This is a genomic window from Faecalibacterium sp. PGM34, from assembly GCF_054456555.1.
Genome location: NZ_CM136898.1, coordinates 283,850 through 303,751 on the forward strand (window position 1 = coordinate 283,850; position 19,902 = coordinate 303,751).

A 19,902-nucleotide genomic window follows, 5' to 3' on the forward strand; every position below is an offset into this window, starting at 1 on the left:
TTGTCAAACCGGTGTTGCCACCGGCCCATTATTGAATTCTTTCAAAAAAAGAATGCGAAAGCGTACCATCCAAAAGGAAGGCACCGCCTTCTTAATGGATTACTTGGAGTACAGCTCGACGATGAGGTGCTCTGCGACTTCGTAGTCGATATCGCTGCGCTCGGGCAGCTTAGCGACAACGCCCTTCAGAGAACCGGTCTCGCGGTTCAGCCATGCAGGCAGAGCCACGACGGGAGCCTCGGCACCGGTCAGCTTTGCAAACTTTGCAGAGCTGCGGCTGGACTCGCGCACTTCGATCACATCGCCAGCCTTCACCTGGTAAGAGGGGATGTTGACCTTCTTGCCGTTGACGGTGAAGTGAGCGTGAGACACCAGCTGACGAGCGTCGCGGCGGGTCTGAGCAAAGCCCAGACGGAACACGACGTTGTCCAGACGGCACTCCATGATCTGCAGCAGGTTCTCACCGGTCTTGCCGGGGCGAGACTCTGCCTTCAGGTAAGCGTTGTGGAACTGCTTCTCCAGAACGCCGTAGATGAACTTGACCTTCTGCTTCTCCTTCAGCTGAGATGCGTACTCAGACTGCTTCTTGCGGACGTTGCCGTTGGAGTTGCGGGTGGTATTCTTCTTTGCATAGCCCATGACCGCAGGAGAAATGCCCAGGGCCTTGCAACGCTTTGCGATAGGCTGCGTATTCTTTGCCATAATTCAATTTCCTCCTTCGATCAGACACGACGGCGCTTCGGGGGACGGCAGCCGTTGTGGGGGATGGGAGTCACGTCCTTGATCAGGGTGACTTCCAGACCGGTAGCCTGCAGCGCACGGATAGCGGACTCGCGGCCAGCGCCGGGGCCCTTGACGTAAACTTCAACAGTCTTCATGCCGTGCTCGATCGCAGTCTTAGCTGCGGTCTCGGCAGCGGACTGAGCTGCGAACGGGGTGCTCTTGCGGCTGCCACGGAAGTTCAGGGAGCCGGAGGAGCACCAAGACACTGCATTACCCTGCAGGTCGGTGATAGTAACGACAGTATTGTTGAAGGTAGACTGGATGTGAGCCTGACCAGCAGCAATGTTCTTGCGCTCTTTCCGCTTCATGCGGACATTTGCGCCCTTCTTGGCGTTATTTGCACTTGCCATTTCTCAAATCCTCCTTACTTCTTCTTGTTTGCGACAGTGCGCTTGGGACCCTTGCAGGTACGAGCATTGGTCTTGGTGCGCTGGCCGCGGCAGGGCAGATTCTTGCGATGGCGGGTGCCACGGAAGGACTGGATCTCGACCAGACGCTTGATGTCCAGAGCCACGTTGCGGCGCAGGTCGCCTTCAACGATGATGTTTGCCTGATCGATGTAGTCACGGATCTTAGCCTCTTCGTCCAGAGTCAGATCCTTGACGCGGGTATCGGGGTTGATGCCAGTTGCTTCCAGGATCTTGTTAGCAGTGGTCTGGCCGATACCATAAACGTAGGTGAGACCCACCTGAACGCGCTTCTCGCGGGGCAGGTCAACGCCGGCAATACGTGCCATAGTAGTTTCCTCCAAAAATCATCCCATGTCAGTGTCGGGGTCTGCGCCGGGACTCTACGCACTTGACCCCCAAGCGCCCGAATTAGCCCTGGCGCTGCTTGTGCTTGGGGTTCTGGCAGATGACCATCACGCGGCCTTTGCGGCGGATGACCTTGCACTTTTCGCAGATGGGTTTCACGGAAGGCTTGACCTTCATGATGTTGAACCTCCTTTTGGTTGATGCCCTGACGCTTATTTGGAGCGCCAGGTGATGCGGCCCTTAGAAAGATCATAGGGCGACATTTCCACGGTTACCTTGTCCCCGGGCAGGATACGGATGAAATTGGTCCGCAGCTTGCCGGAGATGTGCGCTAAGAGGATGTGACCGCTGGGAGTGAGCTTCCCGGTGTTCTTATCCTCGCTCAACATTTCCACCTTAAAGATGGCGTTGGGCATGGCTTCACGCACAATGCCTTCGATCTCGATGACGTCTTCTTTAGACAAGCTATTTGCCTCCTTATTGGATCCGCTCAGTTTGTCATAATTGAGCACCGGTGCTCCCGCCCCAGAAAACAGAAAGCACTGCATTCCTCCGTGCCTGCGCCCGTTTTTGTGCAGTTTGCCGCTTCTCTTTTCAAGAGCCTTTACGCCGATCCTCAGACGGACAGGTGGCGATGAGCGCCACATACTTCATCTCCTGCGGCACAAAATCCGCAAAACGGGCAGACTGAGCCTGTCCGTCGAGGAAGTATCTGGCTTCCACAGCCATTTATAGATTATACACCTTTTGTTGTCAATTTGCAAGAGGTTTTTTCCGTATTTCCGATAAAAAATTATTCTGTGTCAAAGCTCTTTTCTGCCCCGTCCGGCTTTCGCGTTTCTCCACCGTGAAGGTGAAACTTTTTCACGAAAACTTGTCACAATTGCACAAATTGCAGGGGTGAAAAGAGAAAGGAGCCGCTGCACATCATCTGTGCAGCGGCTCCTTTATAAAGGTTGCTTACTTCAGGCTGAAGGTGGCCGGGTCAAAATCCGGGTCATCCCAGCTACGAGTCATGATCTCGGTGCAGTCCTTCAGGATGGCGATGGAGTGCTCGAAGTGGGCAGCCAGTCCGCCGTCCTTGGTCTTGACAGTCCAGCCGTCGCTGAGCTGCTTGATCTTGTAGTCTCCCTGACAGATCATCGGCTCGATGGCGATGGTCATGCCGGGCACCAGCCGGGGCCGCGGCCTGATGGCCGTAGTTGGGCACCTCGGGGTCCTCGTGCAGCTCCTTGCCGGTGCCGTGACCCACAAAGTCACGCACCACAGAGAAGCCCGCGTCCTCGCAGTAGCTCTGCACGGCGTAGCCGATATCGCCGATGCGGTTGCCCGCCACGGCCTGCCCGATGCCCTTGTACAGAGAAGCCTTGGTCACCTCCAGCAGGCGCTGGGCTTCCAAGTCCACCTTGCCCACCGCGTAGGTGCAGGCGTTGTCGCCGTTGAAGCCGTCCACCTTGGCACCGGTGTCGATGCTCACGATGTCACCCGGGCGGATGACGATATCATGAGAGGGGATGCCATGGATGACGGTATCGTTCAGGCTGATGCAGGCTGTGCCGGGAAAACCGTACAGACCCTTGAAGTTGGGGATGCCGCCGTGCTTCACGATGAAGTCGTAGATCAGCTTGTCCAGCTCCCAGGTGGTCATGCCTGCTTCGATATGCTCTCCGCCGTACTTCAGGGCAGCTGCGCTCAGGGCGTTTGCCCGGCGCATACCGTCCAGCTCTTTTGCATTTTTGATCTGGATCACGCTTATGCCTCCAAAGCCTTCATGACTTCAGCCGTAGTCTCCTCGATGGAGGGGCAGAACTTGATCTCTGCCAGCTTGCCGCGGGTGCGGTAGAACTCCACCAGCGGCTCGGTCTGCTCATGGTAGGCTTTCAGACGATCCAGCACGGTCGCGGGCTGGTCGTCCTTGCGGATGACGGTCTTGCCGCCGCACAGGTCGCAGACGCCCTCCACCTTGCTCTTCTTGTTCAGGATGTGGTAGCTTGCGCCGCACTTCTCGCAGACGCGGCGGCCGCTCATGCGCTCCACGATCACGCTGTCCTCAACCTGCAGCTCCAGCACCTTGTCGATGCGGATGCCCATGGTCTCGATGGCCTCGGCCTGCGCAATAGTGCGGGGCACGCCGTCCAGAATGAAGCCGTTGGCGCAGTCAGCCTGTGCCAGACGCTCCTTCAGGATGCCGATGATGACTTCATCGGGCACCAGTGCGCCGGCGTCCATAAAGCTCTTGGCCTTCAGACCCATCTCGGTGCCCTCCTTGACAGCAGCGCGCAGGATGTTGCCGGTGCTGATGGAAGGGATGTTCAGCTTTGCGCAGATGATCTCGGCCTGCGTGCCTTTGCCTGCGCCGGGTGCGCCCAACAGGATCAGATTCATAGGATCGCTTCCTTTCTTATATGTCACATGATAGAAACATACCGTACAAAAGCAAAAAAGCACTGAAAAGTATGAGCGTGCTCTCCTTTCCAGTGCTTTCTTACATCTTTATTGCTTCAGATCAGCCAAGGAAACCCTTGTGGTTGCGCATGGTCATAAAGCTATCGAGGCTGCGGGTGGTATCCAGTGCCACACCAACCACGATCAGCAGGCTGGTACCGCCCAGCTGAATGCTCATACCGGTCAGGTTGCCCAGAATGATCGGCAGTACAGCCACCGCAGCCAGGAAGATGGCACCGATGAGGGTGATCTTGTTCAGGGTGCGGGTGATGAAATCGCTGGTCGGCTTGCCGGGACGGAAGCCGGGGATCGAGCCGTTGTTGCGGCGCAGATTGTTGGCGATCTCAACAGGGTTGTACTGGATGGCCACATAGAAGTAGTTGAATGCCAGGATCAGCAGCAGGTAGATCACAACGTACAGCCAAGAGGTGTAGTTGAAGGTATGGAAGAACGCATACCAGACCGGGTGAGCGGTCTGATCGATCTGCAAAAAGCTGCCGATGGTGCCCGGGATGGACACCAGTGCCGAAGCGAAGATGATGGGCATGACGCCGCTCATGTTCAGCTTCAGGGGCAGGTAGCTGTTCTGGCCGCCCATCTGCTTCCGACCCACCACACGCTTGGCGTACTGGATGGTGATGCGGCGCTCTGCATTGGTCATGACCACCACAAAGACCACAGCGACCAGTGCCAGAATCACCAGAACGGGCAGCAGGATATAGAACTGCGGCTCGCCAGCCGCTGCGCGGGTCAGCAGACCCGTGACAGAGGTGTACAGCGAGGACCAGTTGGAAACGATGGAGGCGAAGATCAGAAGGGAAACACCGTTGCCGATACCCTTGTCATCGATCTGCTCGCCCGCCCAGGTGATCAGCTGAGCACCTGCAACGAAGGTGGCGATGATGACCACAGCGGCGAACACGCCGGCTGCGCCGGAAACATACTTCAGTGCGCCCATATTGCGGATCACGAAGTAGTAGCCAATGCTCATGATCAGTGCGACCACGGCACCGGCGTACCGGTTGATCTGCTGCAGCTTCTGCTGGCCGTCTGCTTCCTTTGCCAGGTTTTCCAGCGCGGGAATGGCCACAGTCAGCAGCTGCACAATAATAGAGGCGTTGATATAGGGTGTCACACCTAACGCGAAGAGCGTGCATCTTGCCAGTGCGCCGCCGCTCATCATATTGAGGTACGAGAGCATATCGCCGTTTGCAAACATCTGCGTCAGTGCAGAGCCGGAAACGAACGGCACGGGGATGGCACAGCCAAGACGGTAAACCACGAGGATCGCCAGCGTGAACAGAAGACGATTTTTAAGCTCGGGGATCTTCCATGCGTTACGGAATGTCTGGAACACCTTACATCACCTCAGCCTTTCCGCCTGCCTTCTCGATTTTCTCTTTGGCAGAAGCGGAATAGGCTGCGGCCTTCACGGTCAGAGCCTTGGTCAGCTCGCCGTTGCCCAGAACCTTAACGCCGTCCAGGGTCTTCTTTACCAGACCCTTAGCCTTCAGAGCCTCGGTATCGACGACATCGCCGGCATTGAAAGCAGCCTCCAGATCGGCCACGTTGACGATGGCGTACTGGGTAGCAAAGATGTTGTTAAAGCCAACCTTGGGCAGGCGGCGTGCCAGAGGCATCTGGCCGCCCTCGAAACCAGCGTGCTTCACGCCGGAACGGGCCTTCTGGCCCTTGCTGCCGAAGCCGGCAGTCTTGCCATTGCCGGAGCCAATGCCGCGGCCCTTGCGGGTTGCAGCCTTATTGGCGCCCTTGCTGGCGTGCAATTCATGAAGCTTCATTGTGCGTATACCCCCTGCTATTAGGCTTCGGTGACGCTGAGCAGGAAGCTGATCTTTGCGATCTTGCCCTGCGTAGCGGCGTTGTCAGGCTGAACGGTAACGTCGCCCGGCTTCTTCAGGCCCAGAGCCTCAGCGGTAGCGATCTGCTTAGCGCCGCGGCCGATCAGGCTCTTCTTCAGCTCGATCTTGAGCATCTTATCTGCCATGGTTAGTTACCTCCTTAACCCAGAATTTCTTTCACGGTCTTGCCGCGCTTCTCAGCGACAGACTCGGCGCTGACCAGGCCGCACAGACCTGCGAAGGTAGCAGAAACAACGTTGATGGGGTTGTTGGAACGCATAGACTTCGCACGAACGTCCTTGATGCCAGCAGCCTCAATGACGGCACGCACGGGGCCGCCGGCGATCATACCGGTACCGGGTGCAGCCGGCTTGAGCAGAACAGCGCCTGCGCCGTACTTGCCGACGATCTCGTGGGGGATGGTGGTGCCCTTCAGGGCAACCTTGTGCATGTTCTTCTTGGCAGCGGCCTCACCCTTGCGGATAGCCTCGGGAACTTCACCGGACTTGCCGATGCCGTAGCCGATGGTGCCCTTGCCGTCGCCAACGACAACCAGAGCGGCAAACTTCATGATGCGGCCGCCCTTGACAGTCTTGGAAACGCGGTTGATAGACACAACCTTGGTGATCATGCCGTCGTCTTCACGGTTTCTCATAGCCATAATGTGTTTCCTCCTCTCATTACAGCTTCAGGCCGCCCTCACGGGCGCCATCAGCCAGGGCCTTAACACGGCCATGATAAACGTAGCCACCACGGTCGAACACGACCTCGGTGATGCCCTTTTCCAGAGCCTTTGCTGCAACCTTCTTGCCGATCTCAGCAGCGGCCTCGACGTTGCCGCCGTTGCCGTTGAAGTCCTTGTCCATAGTGGACGCCGACACCAGAGTAACGCCCTGCTCATCATCGATGATCTGAGCGTAGATGTGCTTGGCGGAGCGGAAAACATCCAGGCGAGGACGTGCTGCGGTGCCGCTGATCTTGTTGCGAACGCGGCGATGACGACGAAGACGAGCTTCGTTCTTGTCGATCTGCTTAACCATTGTCTTTCACTCCTTACCTTATTTCTTGCCCTTACCGGCCTTGCCTTCTTTGTGCTTGACGACCTCGCCAGCGTAGCGGATGCCCTTGCCCTTGTACGGCTCAGGCGGCTTCTTGGCGCGGATCTCTGCAGCATACTGGCCGACCTTCTGCTTGTCGATACCGGTAACAGAGAAGTGGTTGGGATCCTGCCACACAATGGTGCAGTCCTCGGTATCGGGAACGTTCACCTGATGAGAGAAGCCCAGGTTCATGACCAGGTTGGAGCCCTGCTTCTGGCAGCGCATACCAACGCCAACGATCTCCAGCTTCTTCTCGTAGCCGTTCACAACACCGTTCACCATGTTGGCGATGTTGGTACGGGTCAGGCCGTGCAGGCTGCGGGCCTTGGGTTCGTCATTGGGGCGGGTAACCAAAACCTCATTGCCCTCGACCTTAACGGTCATCAGGGGATGATAGTTGGAATTCAGGCTGCCCTTGGGGCCCTTGACGGCGACAGTGTGTGCTGCCTCATCGACAGTGACAGTGACACCGGCAGGAATGACGATGGGTTTTCTTCCAATTCTCGACATTGTCTTTTACCCCTTTCTTACCACACGTAGGCCAGGACTTCGCCGCCGACGTGCTCAGCACGAGCGGCCTTGTCAGTCATGATGCCCTTGGAGGTGGAAATGATCGCGGTGCCCAGGCCCTTCATGACCTTGGGCATATCCTCGCAGTTGGTGTAGATGCGCAGGCCGGGCTTGGACACACGGCGCAGGCCGGCAATAACGGGCTCGCCGTTTGCCTGATACTTCAGGGTGACAACGATGGTGCCCTGAACAGTGTCGTTCTTGACCTGCATACCCTTGATGTAGCCCTCGTCAACCAGGATCTGGCAGATAGCCTTTTTCATGTTGGAAGCGGGGATCTCCACAGAAGGGTGTTTGGCAGTGCTAGCGTTGCGGATGCGAGTCAGCAGGTCCGCGATAGGATCAGTAATCTGCATTTGCCACTAACCTCCTTAGATTAGCTCTCATTTGTTTTATAATGATACCGCCCCGAAACAAGTTGTTTGCCCCGGGGCGGATATCCGACATTCTATCCAGCCCTCTGGTAAATTACCAGGAAGCCTTCTTCACGCCCGGGATCTCGCCCTTGTAGGCCAGCTCACGGAAGCACACACGGCACACGCCGTACTTGCGCAGCACGGAGTGGGGACGGCCGCAGATGCGGCAGCGGGTGTATGCACGGGTAGAGAACTTAGCAGGACGAGACTGCTTCAGCTTCATAGACAGTTTAGCCATTTTACAAATCTCCTCCCTTAGTTGTTCTCTGCGAACGGAGCGCCCAGAGCCTTCAGCAGCTCCTTGCCCTCCTCGTCAGTCTTTGCGGTGGTGACGAAGCAGACATCCATGCCGCGGACAGCATCGACCTTCTCGAAGTCGATCTCGGGGAAGATGATCTGCTCCTTGATGCCGCAGGCAAAGTTGCCGCGGCCGTCAAAGCCGTTGCCGTTGATGCCGCGGAAGTCGCGCACACGGGGCAGAGCCACGTTGAAGAAGCGATCCACGAACTCGTACATACGCTCACCACGCAGGGTGACCTTGCAGCCGATGGGAGTGCCCTGACGCAGCTTGAAGTTAGCAACGCTCTTCTTGGCACGGCAGACGACTGCCTTCTGGCCGGTGATCTGGCCCAGATCCTTCATAACTGCTTCCAGGATCTTCTCGTTTTCCTTGGCTTCGCCGCAGGCAACGTTGATGACGACCTTGTCCAGCTTGGGGATCTGCATAACGCTCTTGTAACCGAACTTGGAGTTCAGAGCAGGAGCAATTTCATTGACATACTGTTCTTTCAAACGAGCCATTGTTCCTTACTCCTTTCTTACAGCTCAGCGCCGCACTTCTTGCAGACGCGAACCATCTTGCCGTCCTTCTCAACGTGGCCCACGCGCACGGCCTTGCCGCACTTGGGGCAGACGGGCATGACCTTGGAAGCGTAGATAGCGCCCTCGGCCTTAACGATGCCGCCCTGCTCGCCCTGACGGCGGGGCTTGACGTGCTTGGTAACCATGTTCTGGCCTTCAACGATGACCTTGCCTTCAGCGGGGCTGACCTGCAGGACCTTACCAGTGTGGCCCTTGTCCTTGCCGCTGATGATCATCACGTTGTCGCCGGTTTTAACATGAAGATTATTCATTTTTAAAACCTCCTTACAGCGATTCCGGAGCCAGGCTCAGGATCTTGGTGTAGCCGGCATCACGCAGCTCGCGAGCAACAGGTCCAAAGATACGGGTACCCTTGGGGTTCTTGTCGGCCATAACGATAACGGCGGCGTTCTCATCAAAACGGATGTAGGAACCGTCGTCGCGGCGCACGCCATGCTTGCTGCGCACGATGACAGCCTTGACGACGTCGCCCTTCTTAACGGAGCCGCCGGGGGCTGCCTTCTTGACAGAGCAGACCACGACGTCACCAATGTTTGCGTATCTCTTGCGGGTGCCGCCCAGCACACGGAAGCACATCAGCTCCTTGGCACCGGTGTTGTCGGCAACTTTGAGATAAGTTTGCATCTGAACCATATCAGATATCTCCTTTCAAACTGTTCAAAGCAGCGGGCAAAGATTACTTTGCCTTCTCAACGATACGGACCAGGCGCCAGCGCACATCCTTGCTCAGGGGGCGGCACTCCATGATCTCAACACGGTCACCGATACCGCACTCGTTCTGCTCGTCACGAGCCTTGAACTTCACGGTACGCTTCAGGATCTTCTTGTACAGGGGGTGCTGCACGCTATCCTTAACGGCAACCACGATGGTCTTATCCATCTTGTCGGACACGACAACGCCGACGCGGGTCTTTCTCAGATTACGTTCTTCCATCGTTTAACCTCCTTACTGCTTCTCAGCCAGAACGGTCATCACGCGGGCGATGTCCTTCTTGACTGCTTCGATGCGGCCGGGGTTCTCCAGCTGGTTGATGGCATGCTGGAAGCGCAGGTTAAACAGCTCAGCCTTCAGATCTGCCAGCTTGCTGGTCAGCTCTGCGGTCTGCATTTCGCGGAGTTCATTAGCCTTCATTGGTGCCATCCTCCTTCACGGAGTCCTCACGGACAACAAATTTGCACTTGATGGGCAGCTTGTGCATAGCCAGACGCAGAGCCTCGCGAGCAGTTGCCTCATCGACATCTGCCAGCTCGAACATCACGCGGCCGGGCTTCACGACTGCAACCCAGTATTCGGGAGAGCCCTTACCGGAGCCCATGCGGGTCTCAGCGGGCTTTTCAGTCACGGGCTTATCGGGGAAGATCTTGATCCAAACCTTGCCGCCACGCTTGATGTAACGAGTCATGGCAACACGGGCAGCCTCGATCTGCTTGGAGGAGATCCATGCCGGCTCCAGAGCAACAAGGCCATACTGACCCTGGCACACCACGTTGCCGCGGGTAGCCTTGCCGGTCATGCGGCCGCGCTGAACGCGGCGGTACTTAACACGCTTAGGCAGTAACATTACTTGTTGCCTCCTTCCTTCTTAGGAGCGGTCTTTGCGCTCTTGAGGACCTCGCCCTTGTAGATCCACACCTTAACGCCGATGCGGCCGTAGGTGGTAGCAGCCTCTGCAAAGCCGTAGTCGATGTCGGCGCGCAGGGTCTGCAGGGGGATGGTGCCCTCGTGGTAGCTCTCGGTGCGGGCGATATCAGCGCCGCCCAGACGGCCGGAGCACATTGCCTTGATGCCCTTTGCGGGAACGGTTGCGCGATCGCGGGGGCTCATGGCATTGCGCATGCACTGCTTCATAGCACGACGGAAGGTGACGCGGTTCTCCAGCTGACGAGCGATGTCCTCAGCAACCAGCTGTGCGTTGGTGGAGGGGCTCTTCACCTCGATGACATTGACGATAACGGTCTTGCCATACTCCTTGGTCAGCTTGTTCTGCAGGGCGATGCGCTCTTCGCCGCCCTTGCCGATGACCATACCGGGCTTAGCGCAGTAGATGTTAACATTAACGCGAGGAGCGGAAGTGGAAGGATCCACAGTGCGCTCGATCTCGATCTTGGGGACGCCAGCGTCCTTCAGCTGAGCCTTCAGCTCAGTGCGGATCTTGTGATCCTCGACGAGGTTATCGCTGAAATCCTTCTTGGAGGCAAACCAGCGGCTGTCCCAGTCTTTAATAACGCCGACACGAATGCCGTGCGGATTTACTTTCTGGCCCATTGTTTTCCCTCCTTACTCTTTCTCTTTCAGAACAACGGTCATGTGGCTGGTGCGCTTCAGGATGCGGTAGCTGCGACCATGGTCACGAGGCATCATGCGCTTCAGCGTCGGGCCGGGGCAGACGTAGCACTCGGCGACGTAGAGGTTGTTCTTGTCCATATTGAAGTTGTTTTCCGCATTTGCGGCTGCAGACTTCACCAGCTTCAGAAGGGGCTCACAAGCGGCCTTCGGGGTGTACTGCAGGATTGCCAGCGCTTCGTCCAGGGGCTTGTTACGGATCAGGTCCATAACGATAGACACCTTACGAGGACTAATGCGGGCATAACGAAGAATTGCCCGAGCTTCCATGTTGTGTTCCTCCCTCTATTACTTAGAATTACCAGTGTGGCCCTTGAAGGTACGGGTGGGAACGAACTCACCCAGCTTGTGGCCAACCATGTCCTCAGTCACATACACAGGCACATGCTTGCGGCCGTCGTGGACGGCAAAGGTGTGACCAACGAATTCGGGGAAGATCGTGGAGGCGCGGCTCCAGGTCTTGATGACCTGCTTCTTGCCGGAAGCGTTCATCGCTTCAACGTGCTTCATAAGAGCAGCCTGGACGAAAGGTCCTTTTTTAATGCTTCTACCCATTGTCTTAAACTCCTCTCTTACTTACCTGCACGCTTCACGATCAGCTTATCGGAGCGCTTATGATGCTTGCGAGTCTTGAGACCCAGAGCGGGCTTGCCCCAGGGAGTCATAGGACCGGAGTGACCAACAGGTGCGCGGCCCTCGCCACCACCGTGGGGATGGTCGCAGGGGTTCATAACGGTACCACGGCTGCCGGGACGCACGCCCATGTGGCGCTTGCGGCCTGCCTTGCCCAGGTTGACGTTCTCGTGGTCGATGTTGGAAACCTGACCGATGACTGCGGTGCAGTTCATGGGCACGTTGCGCATCTCACCGGAGGGCAGACGAACCAGAGCGTAGCCATTCTCCTTAGCCATCAGCTGAGCCATGTTGCCAGCGGAACGAACCAGCTGAGCGCCGCGGCCGGGATACAGCTCGATGTTGTGGATGATGGTACCGACGGGGATGTTCTCGAAGGGCAGGCAGTTGCCGGGCTTGATATCGGCAGACTTGCTGCTGACGACCACGTCGCCCACCTTCAGGCCATCGGGAGCAATGATGTAGCTCTTGACGCCGTCGGTGTACTCGACCAGAGCGATGAATGCGCTGCGGTTCGGATCGTACTCGAGAGTCTTGACGGTAGCGGGGATATCGGTCTTCTGACGCTTGAAGTCGATGACGCGATACTTGGTGCGGTTGCCGCCGCCCTGATGGCGGACGGTGATACGACCGGTGTTGTTGCGGCCGCTGTGCTTCTTCATGGGCTCCAGCAGGCTGCGCTCAGGAGCGACCTTGCTCAGGACGCTGTAATCCGTGACGGTCATGCCGCGGCGGCCCGGAGTAGTGGGGCCATACTTTTTGATAGCCATTGTGCTATTCTCCTTTGTTTATCTTATGAATTATTATCGGGGTCATATCCCCATAGAGGAACCCTCGGCGGGTTCTATCAGACCATGCTGTTGAAGAACTCGATCTCCTTGGAGTCCTTAGTCAGGGTCACGATCGCCTTCTTGGATGCAGCGGTGTAACCGGCGTGCATACCCTGACGGCGGAAGCGGCCGCGGACGGAAACGGTGTTCACCTTAGCGACCTTGACGCCGGGGAACAGAACTTCAACTGCCTGAGCGATCTCGACCTTGGTAGCATCGGTAGCGACCTTGAAGGTGTACTTCTTGTCAGCGATGCCAGCCATGGAGTTCTCGGTAATGACCGGCTTCAGGACGATATCATGTGCGGTTTTCATTAGCCAAGCACCTCCTCGAGCTTCTTAGCTGCGTCGACGCTGATGATCAGCTTGTCGGCGTTCAGCACATCGTAGGTGTTCACGCTGCCTGCGAAAGTGGTCTTGACACCGGCGATGTTGCCAGCGCTCTTGACGAACTTTGCATCGACAGTCTCGTTGACCAGCAGGTTCTTCTTGCCGGCGCCCACAGCGTTCAGCATAGCGACCACAGCCTTGGTCTTGTACTCGTCGCAAGCGAACTTGTCAACGACGACCATGTTGCCATTGGCAGCCTTGTCGGACAGCACGCTCAGCAGAGCCAGACGCTTGACCTTGTTGTTGATGTGGTAGTTGTAGCTGCGGGGCTTGGCGCCCAGAGCAACGCCGCCGTGGGTCCACTGCGGAGCACGGATGGAGCCCTGACGAGCGTGGCCGGTGCCCTTCTGACGCCAAGGCTTCTTGCCGCCGCCGGAAACTTCCATGCGGATCTTGGTGTTCTGGGTGCCCTGACGCTGGTTGGCCAGGAAGTTCACCACAGCAATGTGGACAGCCTTCTCATTCGGGGTGATACCGAACACGGCGTCGGAAAGCTCGATCTCGCTAACGTGCTGACCGTTCATATCGACTACATTAAACTTTGCCATTGTAGCTTTCCTCCTTACGCCTTGACGCTGTTGGCCAGGGTGATGATGGTGCCCTTGGAACCGGGGACCGCACCCTTGACAGCGATCAGATTGTTCTCGGTGTCAACCTTGACAACGGTCAGGTTCTGCACGGTAACGCGCACGCAGCCCATGTGGCCGGGCAGGCGCTTGCCGGGGAACACGCGAGAGGGGTTGGAAATAGCGCCCATAGAACCTGCATGACGTGCCACCGGGCCAGTGCCGTGGCTCTCACGCAGACGGTGCTGGCCAAAGCGCTTGATAACGCCCTGGTAGCCCTTGCCCTTGGAAACGCCTGCAACGTCAACCTTGTCGCCTGCTGCAAAGACGTCAGCCTTCAGGATGTCGCCAACGTTCATTGCGGAAACGTCGTCCAGACGGAACTCACGCAGGGTCTTCTTGGGGGCAACGTTTGCCTTCTTGAAGTGACCTGCAGCTGCCTTGTTGACCTTCTTGGCGGAAACCTCGCCGAAGCCCAGCTGAACAGCCTGATAGCCATCGCTCTCGACAGTCTTCTTCTGCACGACGGTGCAGGGGCCTGCCTCGATGACGGTGACGGGGATAACCTTGCCGCTCTCATCGAACAGCTGGGTCATACCGACTTTCTTGCCGATAATGCCTTTAACCATTTTCTTTTCCTCCTGTAAAGGTTATTGGTTGGCAGCGCACGTCACTGCCAACATGACCCCTCGGGAAACGAGGGCATCGAATTTGATCGTGTATGGTTTACAGCTTGATCTCGATGTCCACGCCAGCGGGGAGCTGGAGGCTCATCAGAGCCTCGACCGTCTTGTTGGACGGCTTCAGAATGTCGATCAGACGCTTATGAGTGCGGCTCTCGAACTGCTCGCGGCTATCCTTGTACTTGTGGGTAGCGCGCAGAACGGTAACGACCTCACGATCGGTGGGCAGGGGGATGGGGCCGGACACGCGGGCGCCGGTGCGCTTTGCGGTCTCCACGATCTTCTCTGCTGCGGCATCGATCAGCTGAGCATCATAGCTCTGCAGACGGATTCTGATTTTCTCTTTGACTGCCATTGCTTACGCCTCCTGAAAAATTGTTTTTGCCCTAGGCGAGCCGATAAATTGCTCTACACAGTTCCGGGTGTTCCTCGATTTGGCGCTATAAAAACCGGTGAACCGCATGGCAGTTCTCCCGGAAACATATTAGCAAATCAAATCCGAACATTGGTTCCGCCCGTTTCGCAGAGGAGTAACTTCTCTGCCGAGGGAACGTATTCCATCGCTGTCAGTAATTTTTTCGCCCGGTTCTAAGATCGGACATACTCCGCGGAAATAACCCATCGCAGCTATCGCCGGATGACAACCTCCCGCATCAACGCATATCGCTGGCCTGCACGACTTGTATCGCACAAGCCTTTTGCAGCCGAGAGATATTTTATCACATCTTCGTCTATTTGGCAAGTGTTTTTTGCGGAAAATTACGATTTTTCTTTTTTATTTTCTCTGTTTTGTCAATGGCCGTATTTTCTGTGCAAGATGCACAATCCCGGCGCTTTTTGCCGGTGGAAAACTCCGCCGTGCCCCTTTGCAGCATCAGTATGGGCGGGAAAAGCGGGGGGTATACCTATTATATAGGGAACTCCCTTCCGTGAAAAAGGGGTTCTGAAAAGGCTGCGGTTGCGTAGCAATGAAAGCCCCAGTGGGGCTTTCAAGCAGCGGAGTGGTCTGCGTTAGCAGATGGAGGGCTTTGCCTCTCCAAACTCCGTAGGCTTTTCAGAACCCCAAAATTCAAATCATTCTTCTTCAGCTGCTCTTCCAGCCCCTCGCGCGGGGTGATGTAGACGGTGGTGTACACCTCGTACAGCACCATGCCGGGCTTGGCGCCGTTGGCTTTCCAGATGTTCTTCACCTCAGTGGTGTCCACTGCCACCTTGGCACCGGTGCCCGCCTTGTAGGCGCTGGAATGGATGACCGCCAGCTCCGCCGCTTCCTGTTTGGTGGTGTCCGGGATGTCCTCGCCATGGCTCATGACCACAACATGGCTGCCGGGTGCCTTCTGCACATGGAACCATAAATCCTTGCCCCGGGCGGTGTGCAGGGTGAGCTTGTCGTTCTGGGCGTTGTTGCGGCCTACCAAAATCTCAAAGCCGTCACTGGAGGTATAGCGCAGGAAGTCCGCAGGCTTCTGCTTTTTGTCCCGCTGCTTGTAGTACTTCAGGTAGCCCTGATTTTTCAGCTCCATGCGGATCTCATTCAGGGCAGCTTCACCGGAGGCGCTTTCCACCTCGTAGAGCACCGTTTCCAGATAGGCGATCTCCTTTTCGCCCTCGGCCAGCAGGTCTACCAGCATCCGGGCGGCAGTCTGCTTCTTTTTGTAGTTCTTAAAGAAGTTCTGGGCGTTCTGGCTGGGGCTGAACCGCAGATCCAGCGGGATGGTCACCTCTTTGCCTTCGTCGTACCAGTTGGGCACGGTCAGGCTCTTCATGCCCTTTTGCGCCAGATAGAGGTTTGCGGACAGCAGCTCACCGTACAGGCGCAGCTTTTCGCTTTTGCCGCTGGCGGCAAGCTCCTCCTGCCGGGCTGCCTGCTTGCGCAGGGCGCGGTCGTACATATTGTGCACCGCCTTGTGCAGCTCCTTGCTCTTGGTGCGCAGCCGCTCGGCGCGGTCTTTTTCGGCATAGTAGCCCTCCAGCATCCCGTTGAAGGACGGCCACTCCCGGATGGTGTACTGCTCGCCGTACTGCTGCGGCCGGAAGAAGGTATACTCCACCGGCTTGCCGTCCGGCGCGGTGACGCTGCATGGACAGCCGCCCTGCGCGTGCAGCTCCTTCAGCTCGTCGATTGCCGCCATCAGGCTGCGCTTCTGGGCATCGGTCAGCTCGTTGGCGGGCAGATGTTCCCCGTCAAAGGCGCGCCATGCGGCTTCGCGGCAGACCACCGGCCCTACGCCGGCCACCGTCTTGTTCAACGCATCTGCCACCGGCAGCTCCCGCTGACAGGCCGCTGCCACAATGGATGCACTGCTCACCAGCAAAAAATCCGGGCGGGCAGGCTTGGGGGGCGTAGTATAGGGCAAGCCCGGCAGCAGCTGCCGGACATCGCTGTCCTCAAAATCCACCCGCTTGAGGGCGTCGATAATTTTGCCGCTCTGTACCAGCACAAGGTTGGAGTAGCGCCCCATCAGCTCAGCGCACAGGGTGTTGCGCACAAGGTCGCCCATCTCGTTGGTGCACTGAAAATCAAAGTAGACGATGCGGTCGCCCGGCTCCATGTGCACGTCCAGCAGTCTGCCGCCGGTCAGGTGCTTGCGCATGAGCATACAGAAGGAGGGCGGCGTTTCGGGGTTTTCAAAGGTTTCCTCGGTCAGGCACACCCGGGCAGAGCCGCTGCGGGCAGACAGCAGCAGCGCGTAGGTATCGGTGCGGGTGCGCAGGGTGATGACCAGCTCATCCCGGGTAGGTTCAAAAATTTTTGCGATCTTGGCATCGGTCAGGGTGGCTTTCAGCTCCGCAGCCGTCAGCGCCAGTGTCGCGGCATCCAGTGCCATAGTGTTTACCTCGTTTTATCTATAACCCTCTCGGTCGCCTGCGGCGTTGCCAGTTTTTCGATTTATGCTGAAAGACCTCCCCCTTTCGGGGGAGGTGGCATTGCGCAGCAATGACGGAGAGGGCTTTCTCTTTATAAATAAGTATACGGGTCGCGGTTCTCGGTGCTCACCAGCACCTCTACCTCCGGCAGGGCGGTGCGCAGGGCAGCCGCCACGGCGGCGGTCACCGGGAACTCGGTGGCGTAATGCCCCGCCGCAATGAGGGACAGCCCCAGCCGCTTGGCATCCAGCGCATGGTGGTGGTTGGCTTCACCGGTCAGCAGACAGTCCGCACCCTCGGCAATGGCTTCGGCAAACAGACTGCCGCCCGCGCCGCTGATGACCGCCAGCCGGTGCACCGGCTTTCCGGTATCGGCAAACTTCACCTGTACTGCCGTGCCGGTATCCGGCGCGTTACACAGGGCAGCCAGCTTGTGCTGCGCCAATGCTGCCAGTTCCGGCACGGTGATGGGTTCGATGTCCCCTACCCGGCCGCAGCCGTCTGCAAAGGCGGTGCGCTGCCGGATGCCGAAAAGGTCGGCCAGCACATCGTTCACCCCGCCCTCGGCGGCATCCAGATTGGTGTGCATACAGATGGCAGAAATGCCCGCCCGCACCAGCTGATAGGGCACATCGGCGGGGCACAGCCGCTTGAGCGGGTCAAAGATGACCGGGTGGTGCGCTGCGATGACCGTGCACTGCTTTGCCGCAGCCTCCGCCACCACCTCCGGGGTGATGTCCAGCGTCACCAGCACCCGGCGCACATTGCCGCCGCAGTCCACCAGCAGGCCGGGGTTATCCCAGTGCTCTGCCAGCTCCGGCGGGGCAAGCCGCTGCATTACTTCGTATACCTGCTGTACCGTGGTCATTTCAGTTTCCCTCTTTCAGAATAGCATCCATCTCTGCGGCAAGCGGACTGCCGTCCGGCACGCCCAGCCGCATCCGGGGCAGCTTTGCCCGCTGCCATGCGGCGTAGCCCGCGCCCTCCGGCCAGCGGGCGGTGTCCCCCAGCAGACACTGCGTAAAGGTAGGCTCTGTCACCTTACCGGTGTACTCTGCCGCCATCACCGCATACCAGCGGCCAGCGGCCAGCACCGGGCGGTCTGCCACAAGGGCAAAGCCGTGCTGCCACAGCCAGCGGCGCAGCTCGCTGTGGCGGGTGGCAGGCACCATGACAAGGCGCGGCCCGCCCATGGCGGACACCCACGGCGCTTTTTCGATGATTTCCCATGTGGTCTGTGCGGACACGCCTGCCAGCACGATGCTGCCCACCTCCCCGGCAGACAACACAGAAAGACCGTCGCCGAGCCGAAGCTCAGCGCGGTCCAGACAGCCTGCATTTTCCAGCGTCTGTTTTGCCTTTGCCAGCGGGCCGGGGCGCAGGTCTGACCCGATGACCTTCGGGTACTTACCCGAAGCCGCCAGCACTGCCGTCAGCTTGCCGTGGTCGCAGCCGATGTCCGCCACCGGCTGTCCCGGGCGCACCAGCTCTGCCGCTGCGGTCAGACGCGCATCCAGTGTGGGCAGCACTCAGGCCTTCTTGGCTGCCAGATGGGTGTTCAGCTTCTCCAGCAGCTCGTCGCAGTTCACGCCGTGCACTTCGCAGGCTTCCTCGATGGTCTCCCCGCGGGAAGCCGGGCAGCCCAGACAGTGCATTCCGATCTCCATAAAGTAGGGTGCGGTGGTCTGGTCCATATCCAGAATGTCGCCGATGATGGTATCGCGGGTCACCTGCTTGGGTGCGGTGTGTTCCTCTTTTTTGAGCATATTGAAAATATCAAACATGATAGCTTTTCCTTTCTGTTTTGGGTGAGATACAGCATAACCTACTGTTCCTCTATACTATACCCCAAACCGGGGCAGTTTTGCAAGAGCCTTGCGGAAATCCGCTTACTCCTCCGCCTGATAGTCCTTTTCCAGCGAGAAACCGCGCCCGCTTACCTCGGTAACATGGCTCACGATCATAAAACAGGTGGGGTCGATGGCGTGCGCCAGCTTTTCCAGCCTTGGCAGCTGCCGGTTGGAGACCACGCTCAGCAGCACCGACTCCGGCTCCCGCAGGTAGCCGCCCTCGCCGTGCAGGATGGTCACGCCGCGGTCCAACTGCGCAAAAATAGCCGCGCAGATCTCGTCGGACTTGGCGCTGATGATCTTTACCTCGGTGCGGGTGGTGCCCAGCATGAGCACCTTGTCCAGCACGACCGTGTAGATGATAGCCATCACCACGCCGTACAGGGACTGCCGCACCGGGCTGAACGCCGCCTGCGCCGCCAGAATGATAAAGTCGAAAACCATCATGGTGCTGGACACCGGCAGGTGGAACCACTTGTTCAGCACCAGCGGGGGGATATCCATGCCGCCGGTGGAAGCACCGGCGCGGATGGTGATGCCCAGCGAAATGCCGATGCCAAAGCCCGCGAATACGGTGTTCAGCACCAGATCATCGGTCAGCACAAGATTGCCCAGCAGCCGCTCCCACAGTGCCATAAAAAAGGGACTGAGCACCGTGCTTGCAAGGGTGTTCAGGGCAAAGCGGCGTCCCAGCACCCACCAGCCCAGCAGCAGCATGGCCACGTTGACCACGAACAGTATTGCAGACACCGACAGTCCGGTGACCTTGTTGAAAGCCAGTGCGATACCGGTGGCACCGCCGGTGATGAGGCCGGAGGACATCAGAAATAATACCACAGTCAGCGCATACATCGCGTTGCCCACCACGATGGACAGTGCGTTGAAGAGCTGCTGTTGCTTGCGTGTTAATTGCGTCATCTTCATCTTCC

The 19,902-nt window shown here is 57.9% G+C and carries 34 protein-coding genes and 1 pseudogene; all 35 read right to left on the minus strand.

Features of this window, described 5'->3' with window-relative positions; all coding sequences use genetic code 11:
* Positions 1-99 precede the first annotated feature (99 nt).
* The gene (gene rpsD / locus ACXPUX_RS01370; RefSeq protein ID WP_005921823.1) at positions 100-702 is read right to left on the minus strand and encodes a 30S ribosomal protein S4; all 603 of its coding nucleotides are present in this window, start codon (positions 700-702) and stop codon (positions 100-102) included.
* A 20-nt stretch (positions 703-722) separates the two neighbouring features.
* Positions 723-1,133, minus strand: a complete 411-nt coding sequence (gene rpsK, locus ACXPUX_RS01375) for a 30S ribosomal protein S11 (RefSeq protein ID WP_005921825.1) — start codon at positions 1,131-1,133, stop codon at positions 723-725.
* Between the two features lie 14 nt (positions 1,134-1,147).
* Positions 1,148-1,519 carry a 30S ribosomal protein S13 gene (rpsM, locus tag ACXPUX_RS01380; protein WP_458829467.1) on the minus strand — a complete coding sequence of 124 codons (372 nt, stop codon included), beginning with the start codon at positions 1,517-1,519 and terminating at the stop codon, positions 1,148-1,150.
* An 82-nt stretch (positions 1,520-1,601) separates the two neighbouring features.
* Positions 1,602-1,715 (minus strand): 50S ribosomal protein L36, encoded by a 114-nt coding sequence (rpmJ, locus tag ACXPUX_RS01385; protein ID WP_005921832.1) that lies wholly within the window; start codon positions 1,713-1,715, stop codon positions 1,602-1,604.
* Positions 1,716-1,750: 35 nt separating this feature from the next.
* Complete coding sequence (gene infA / locus ACXPUX_RS01390; RefSeq protein WP_005937979.1) at positions 1,751-2,002, minus strand: translation initiation factor IF-1; 252 nt, start codon at positions 2,000-2,002, stop codon at positions 1,751-1,753.
* Positions 2,003-2,132: 130 nt separating this feature from the next.
* Entirely contained in the window at positions 2,133-2,267 is a 135-nt protein-coding gene (locus ACXPUX_RS01395) for a hypothetical protein (RefSeq protein ID WP_458829470.1), read from the minus strand.
* A gap of 231 nt (positions 2,268-2,498) precedes the next feature.
* A pseudogene (gene map / locus ACXPUX_RS01400) lies at positions 2,499-3,288 on the minus strand (type I methionyl aminopeptidase).
* Between the two features lie 2 nt (positions 3,289-3,290).
* A complete protein-coding gene (locus ACXPUX_RS01405) occupies positions 3,291-3,923 on the minus strand; it encodes an adenylate kinase (RefSeq protein ID WP_005921841.1) in 633 nt (210 codons plus the stop codon).
* Between the two features lie 121 nt (positions 3,924-4,044).
* On the minus strand, positions 4,045-5,340 hold the full coding sequence (gene secY / locus ACXPUX_RS01410; protein WP_117553729.1) for a preprotein translocase subunit SecY: 1,296 nt from the start codon (positions 5,338-5,340) through the stop codon (positions 4,045-4,047).
* Position 5,341: 1 nt separating this feature from the next.
* On the minus strand, positions 5,342-5,782 hold the full coding sequence (rplO, locus tag ACXPUX_RS01415) for a 50S ribosomal protein L15 (RefSeq protein WP_097779113.1): 441 nt from the start codon (positions 5,780-5,782) through the stop codon (positions 5,342-5,344).
* Positions 5,783-5,802: 20 nt separating this feature from the next.
* A complete protein-coding gene (rpmD, locus tag ACXPUX_RS01420) occupies positions 5,803-5,988 on the minus strand; it encodes a 50S ribosomal protein L30 (protein WP_458829473.1) in 186 nt (61 codons plus the stop codon).
* A gap of 14 nt (positions 5,989-6,002) precedes the next feature.
* Complete coding sequence (gene rpsE, locus ACXPUX_RS01425; RefSeq protein ID WP_458829475.1) at positions 6,003-6,503, minus strand: 30S ribosomal protein S5; 501 nt, start codon at positions 6,501-6,503, stop codon at positions 6,003-6,005.
* 19 nt (positions 6,504-6,522) lie between these two features.
* Complete coding sequence (gene rplR, locus ACXPUX_RS01430) at positions 6,523-6,882, minus strand: 50S ribosomal protein L18 (protein ID WP_005921856.1); 360 nt, start codon at positions 6,880-6,882, stop codon at positions 6,523-6,525.
* A gap of 18 nt (positions 6,883-6,900) precedes the next feature.
* Positions 6,901-7,452, minus strand: a complete 552-nt coding sequence (rplF, locus tag ACXPUX_RS01435; RefSeq protein WP_212791861.1) for a 50S ribosomal protein L6 — start codon at positions 7,450-7,452, stop codon at positions 6,901-6,903.
* 17 nt (positions 7,453-7,469) lie between these two features.
* The gene (gene rpsH / locus ACXPUX_RS01440; RefSeq protein ID WP_005921861.1) at positions 7,470-7,868 is read right to left on the minus strand and encodes a 30S ribosomal protein S8; all 399 of its coding nucleotides are present in this window, start codon (positions 7,866-7,868) and stop codon (positions 7,470-7,472) included.
* Positions 7,869-7,980: 112 nt separating this feature from the next.
* On the minus strand, positions 7,981-8,166 hold the full coding sequence (locus tag ACXPUX_RS01445) for a type Z 30S ribosomal protein S14 (protein ID WP_005921866.1): 186 nt from the start codon (positions 8,164-8,166) through the stop codon (positions 7,981-7,983).
* A 17-nt stretch (positions 8,167-8,183) separates the two neighbouring features.
* Complete coding sequence (gene rplE, locus ACXPUX_RS01450; RefSeq protein WP_112090933.1) at positions 8,184-8,729, minus strand: 50S ribosomal protein L5; 546 nt, start codon at positions 8,727-8,729, stop codon at positions 8,184-8,186.
* 17 nt (positions 8,730-8,746) lie between these two features.
* Positions 8,747-9,061, minus strand: a complete 315-nt coding sequence (gene rplX, locus ACXPUX_RS01455; RefSeq protein WP_015537247.1) for a 50S ribosomal protein L24 — start codon at positions 9,059-9,061, stop codon at positions 8,747-8,749.
* Positions 9,062-9,074: 13 nt separating this feature from the next.
* Positions 9,075-9,443, minus strand: coding sequence for a 50S ribosomal protein L14 (gene rplN, locus ACXPUX_RS01460; protein ID WP_005921875.1), 369 nt, complete (start codon positions 9,441-9,443; stop codon positions 9,075-9,077).
* A gap of 43 nt (positions 9,444-9,486) precedes the next feature.
* Positions 9,487-9,744 carry a 30S ribosomal protein S17 gene (rpsQ, locus tag ACXPUX_RS01465; RefSeq protein ID WP_005921877.1) on the minus strand — a complete coding sequence of 86 codons (258 nt, stop codon included), beginning with the start codon at positions 9,742-9,744 and terminating at the stop codon, positions 9,487-9,489.
* Positions 9,745-9,756: 12 nt separating this feature from the next.
* A complete protein-coding gene (gene rpmC, locus ACXPUX_RS01470) occupies positions 9,757-9,942 on the minus strand; it encodes a 50S ribosomal protein L29 (RefSeq protein ID WP_005921879.1) in 186 nt (61 codons plus the stop codon).
* Positions 9,932-10,372 (minus strand): 50S ribosomal protein L16, encoded by a 441-nt coding sequence (rplP, locus tag ACXPUX_RS01475; protein WP_005921880.1) that lies wholly within the window; start codon positions 10,370-10,372, stop codon positions 9,932-9,934. The genes rpmC and rplP overlap by 11 nt, the downstream gene beginning before the upstream one ends.
* On the minus strand, positions 10,372-11,076 hold the full coding sequence (gene rpsC / locus ACXPUX_RS01480; protein ID WP_005921881.1) for a 30S ribosomal protein S3: 705 nt from the start codon (positions 11,074-11,076) through the stop codon (positions 10,372-10,374). The genes rplP and rpsC overlap by 1 nt, the downstream gene beginning before the upstream one ends.
* Positions 11,077-11,088: 12 nt before the next feature.
* On the minus strand, positions 11,089-11,424 hold the full coding sequence (gene rplV, locus ACXPUX_RS01485) for a 50S ribosomal protein L22 (protein ID WP_458829481.1): 336 nt from the start codon (positions 11,422-11,424) through the stop codon (positions 11,089-11,091).
* 18 nt (positions 11,425-11,442) lie between these two features.
* Positions 11,443-11,709, minus strand: coding sequence for a 30S ribosomal protein S19 (rpsS, locus tag ACXPUX_RS01490; protein WP_005921883.1), 267 nt, complete (start codon positions 11,707-11,709; stop codon positions 11,443-11,445).
* 17 nt (positions 11,710-11,726) lie between these two features.
* Entirely contained in the window at positions 11,727-12,557 is an 831-nt protein-coding gene (rplB, locus tag ACXPUX_RS01495; RefSeq protein ID WP_458829484.1) for a 50S ribosomal protein L2, read from the minus strand.
* Positions 12,558-12,634: 77 nt separating this feature from the next.
* Positions 12,635-12,931, minus strand: coding sequence for a 50S ribosomal protein L23 (gene rplW, locus ACXPUX_RS01500; RefSeq protein ID WP_005921885.1), 297 nt, complete (start codon positions 12,929-12,931; stop codon positions 12,635-12,637).
* Complete coding sequence (gene rplD, locus ACXPUX_RS01505) at positions 12,931-13,554, minus strand: 50S ribosomal protein L4 (RefSeq protein ID WP_458829486.1); 624 nt, start codon at positions 13,552-13,554, stop codon at positions 12,931-12,933. The genes rplW and rplD overlap by 1 nt, the downstream gene beginning before the upstream one ends.
* Positions 13,555-13,568: 14 nt before the next feature.
* Positions 13,569-14,201, minus strand: coding sequence for a 50S ribosomal protein L3 (rplC, locus tag ACXPUX_RS01510; RefSeq protein WP_005921887.1), 633 nt, complete (start codon positions 14,199-14,201; stop codon positions 13,569-13,571).
* A gap of 97 nt (positions 14,202-14,298) precedes the next feature.
* On the minus strand, positions 14,299-14,610 hold the full coding sequence (gene rpsJ / locus ACXPUX_RS01515; protein ID WP_005921888.1) for a 30S ribosomal protein S10: 312 nt from the start codon (positions 14,608-14,610) through the stop codon (positions 14,299-14,301).
* Between the two features lie 634 nt (positions 14,611-15,244).
* Complete coding sequence (locus tag ACXPUX_RS01520) at positions 15,245-17,083, minus strand: Rqc2 family fibronectin-binding protein (protein WP_458829489.1); 1,839 nt, start codon at positions 17,081-17,083, stop codon at positions 15,245-15,247.
* 131 nt (positions 17,084-17,214) lie between these two features.
* On the minus strand, positions 17,215-17,991 hold the full coding sequence (locus ACXPUX_RS01525) for a Nif3-like dinuclear metal center hexameric protein (protein ID WP_458829491.1): 777 nt from the start codon (positions 17,989-17,991) through the stop codon (positions 17,215-17,217).
* A gap of 1 nt (position 17,992) precedes the next feature.
* Positions 17,993-18,652, minus strand: a complete 660-nt coding sequence (locus tag ACXPUX_RS01530; protein WP_458829492.1) for a class I SAM-dependent methyltransferase — start codon at positions 18,650-18,652, stop codon at positions 17,993-17,995.
* Positions 18,653-18,907, minus strand: a complete 255-nt coding sequence (locus ACXPUX_RS01535) for a DUF1858 domain-containing protein (protein WP_097782918.1) — start codon at positions 18,905-18,907, stop codon at positions 18,653-18,655.
* A 105-nt stretch (positions 18,908-19,012) separates the two neighbouring features.
* Positions 19,013-19,891 (minus strand): YitT family protein, encoded by an 879-nt coding sequence (locus ACXPUX_RS01540; protein WP_458829494.1) that lies wholly within the window; start codon positions 19,889-19,891, stop codon positions 19,013-19,015.
* Positions 19,892-19,902 lie beyond the last annotated feature (11 nt).

Excerpts from the sequence above, each read along its gene's own strand:
- rpsS (WP_005921883.1), bottom strand. The coding sequence starts at position 11,709 with ATGGGTAGAAGCATTAAAAAAGGACCTTTCGTCCAGGCTGCTCTTATG.
- rpsM (WP_458829467.1), bottom strand. The coding sequence starts at position 1,519 with ATGGCACGTATTGCCGGCGTTGACCTGCCCCGCGAGAAGCGCGTTCAG.
- rplN (WP_005921875.1), bottom strand. The coding sequence starts at position 9,443 with ATGGTTCAGATGCAAACTTATCTCAAAGTTGCCGACAACACCGGTGCC.
- rplF (WP_212791861.1), bottom strand. The coding sequence starts at position 7,452 with ATGTCGAGAATTGGAAGAAAACCCATCGTCATTCCTGCCGGTGTCACT.
- rplB (WP_458829484.1), bottom strand. The coding sequence starts at position 12,557 with ATGGCTATCAAAAAGTATGGCCCCACTACTCCGGGCCGCCGCGGCATG.
- rplR (WP_005921856.1), bottom strand. The coding sequence starts at position 6,882 with ATGGTTAAGCAGATCGACAAGAACGAAGCTCGTCTTCGTCGTCATCGC.
- ACXPUX_RS01525 (WP_458829491.1), bottom strand. The coding sequence starts at position 17,991 with ATGACCACGGTACAGCAGGTATACGAAGTAATGCAGCGGCTTGCCCCG.
- rplW (WP_005921885.1), bottom strand. The coding sequence starts at position 12,931 with ATGAAAACCGCACATGATATCGTCCTGAAGCCGGTCATTACCGAGAAC.
- rplD (WP_458829486.1), bottom strand. The coding sequence starts at position 13,554 with ATGGCAAAGTTTAATGTAGTCGATATGAACGGTCAGCACGTTAGCGAG.
- rpmJ (WP_005921832.1), bottom strand. The coding sequence starts at position 1,715 with ATGAAGGTCAAGCCTTCCGTGAAACCCATCTGCGAAAAGTGCAAGGTC.
- rplX (WP_015537247.1), bottom strand. The coding sequence starts at position 9,061 with ATGAATAATCTTCATGTTAAAACCGGCGACAACGTGATGATCATCAGC.
- rpsC (WP_005921881.1), bottom strand. The coding sequence starts at position 11,076 with ATGGGCCAGAAAGTAAATCCGCACGGCATTCGTGTCGGCGTTATTAAA.
- rpmD (WP_458829473.1), bottom strand. The coding sequence starts at position 5,988 with ATGGCAGATAAGATGCTCAAGATCGAGCTGAAGAAGAGCCTGATCGGC.
- rpsD (WP_005921823.1), bottom strand. The coding sequence starts at position 702 with ATGGCAAAGAATACGCAGCCTATCGCAAAGCGTTGCAAGGCCCTGGGC.
- rpsH (WP_005921861.1), bottom strand. The coding sequence starts at position 7,868 with ATGCAGATTACTGATCCTATCGCGGACCTGCTGACTCGCATCCGCAAC.
- rpmC (WP_005921879.1), bottom strand. The coding sequence starts at position 9,942 with ATGAAGGCTAATGAACTCCGCGAAATGCAGACCGCAGAGCTGACCAGC.
- ACXPUX_RS01540 (WP_458829494.1), bottom strand. The coding sequence starts at position 19,891 with ATGACGCAATTAACACGCAAGCAACAGCAGCTCTTCAACGCACTGTCC.
- ACXPUX_RS01405 (WP_005921841.1), bottom strand. The coding sequence starts at position 3,923 with ATGAATCTGATCCTGTTGGGCGCACCCGGCGCAGGCAAAGGCACGCAG.
- rpsQ (WP_005921877.1), bottom strand. The coding sequence starts at position 9,744 with ATGGAAGAACGTAATCTGAGAAAGACCCGCGTCGGCGTTGTCGTGTCC.
- ACXPUX_RS01535 (WP_097782918.1), bottom strand. The coding sequence starts at position 18,907 with ATGTTTGATATTTTCAATATGCTCAAAAAAGAGGAACACACCGCACCC.
- ACXPUX_RS01445 (WP_005921866.1), bottom strand. The coding sequence starts at position 8,166 with ATGGCTAAACTGTCTATGAAGCTGAAGCAGTCTCGTCCTGCTAAGTTC.
- rpsJ (WP_005921888.1), bottom strand. The coding sequence starts at position 14,610 with ATGGCAGTCAAAGAGAAAATCAGAATCCGTCTGCAGAGCTATGATGCT.
- rpsK (WP_005921825.1), bottom strand. The coding sequence starts at position 1,133 with ATGGCAAGTGCAAATAACGCCAAGAAGGGCGCAAATGTCCGCATGAAG.
- rplO (WP_097779113.1), bottom strand. The coding sequence starts at position 5,782 with ATGAAGCTTCATGAATTGCACGCCAGCAAGGGCGCCAATAAGGCTGCA.
- rplP (WP_005921880.1), bottom strand. The coding sequence starts at position 10,372 with ATGTTACTGCCTAAGCGTGTTAAGTACCGCCGCGTTCAGCGCGGCCGC.
- rplV (WP_458829481.1), bottom strand. The coding sequence starts at position 11,424 with ATGGAAGCTCGGGCAATTCTTCGTTATGCCCGCATTAGTCCTCGTAAG.
- ACXPUX_RS01520 (WP_458829489.1), bottom strand. The coding sequence starts at position 17,083 with ATGGCACTGGATGCCGCGACACTGGCGCTGACGGCTGCGGAGCTGAAA.
- ACXPUX_RS01395 (WP_458829470.1), bottom strand. The coding sequence starts at position 2,267 with ATGGCTGTGGAAGCCAGATACTTCCTCGACGGACAGGCTCAGTCTGCC.
- rplE (WP_112090933.1), bottom strand. The coding sequence starts at position 8,729 with ATGGCTCGTTTGAAAGAACAGTATGTCAATGAAATTGCTCCTGCTCTG.
- rpsE (WP_458829475.1), bottom strand. The coding sequence starts at position 6,503 with ATGGCTATGAGAAACCGTGAAGACGACGGCATGATCACCAAGGTTGTG.
- rplC (WP_005921887.1), bottom strand. The coding sequence starts at position 14,201 with ATGGTTAAAGGCATTATCGGCAAGAAAGTCGGTATGACCCAGCTGTTC.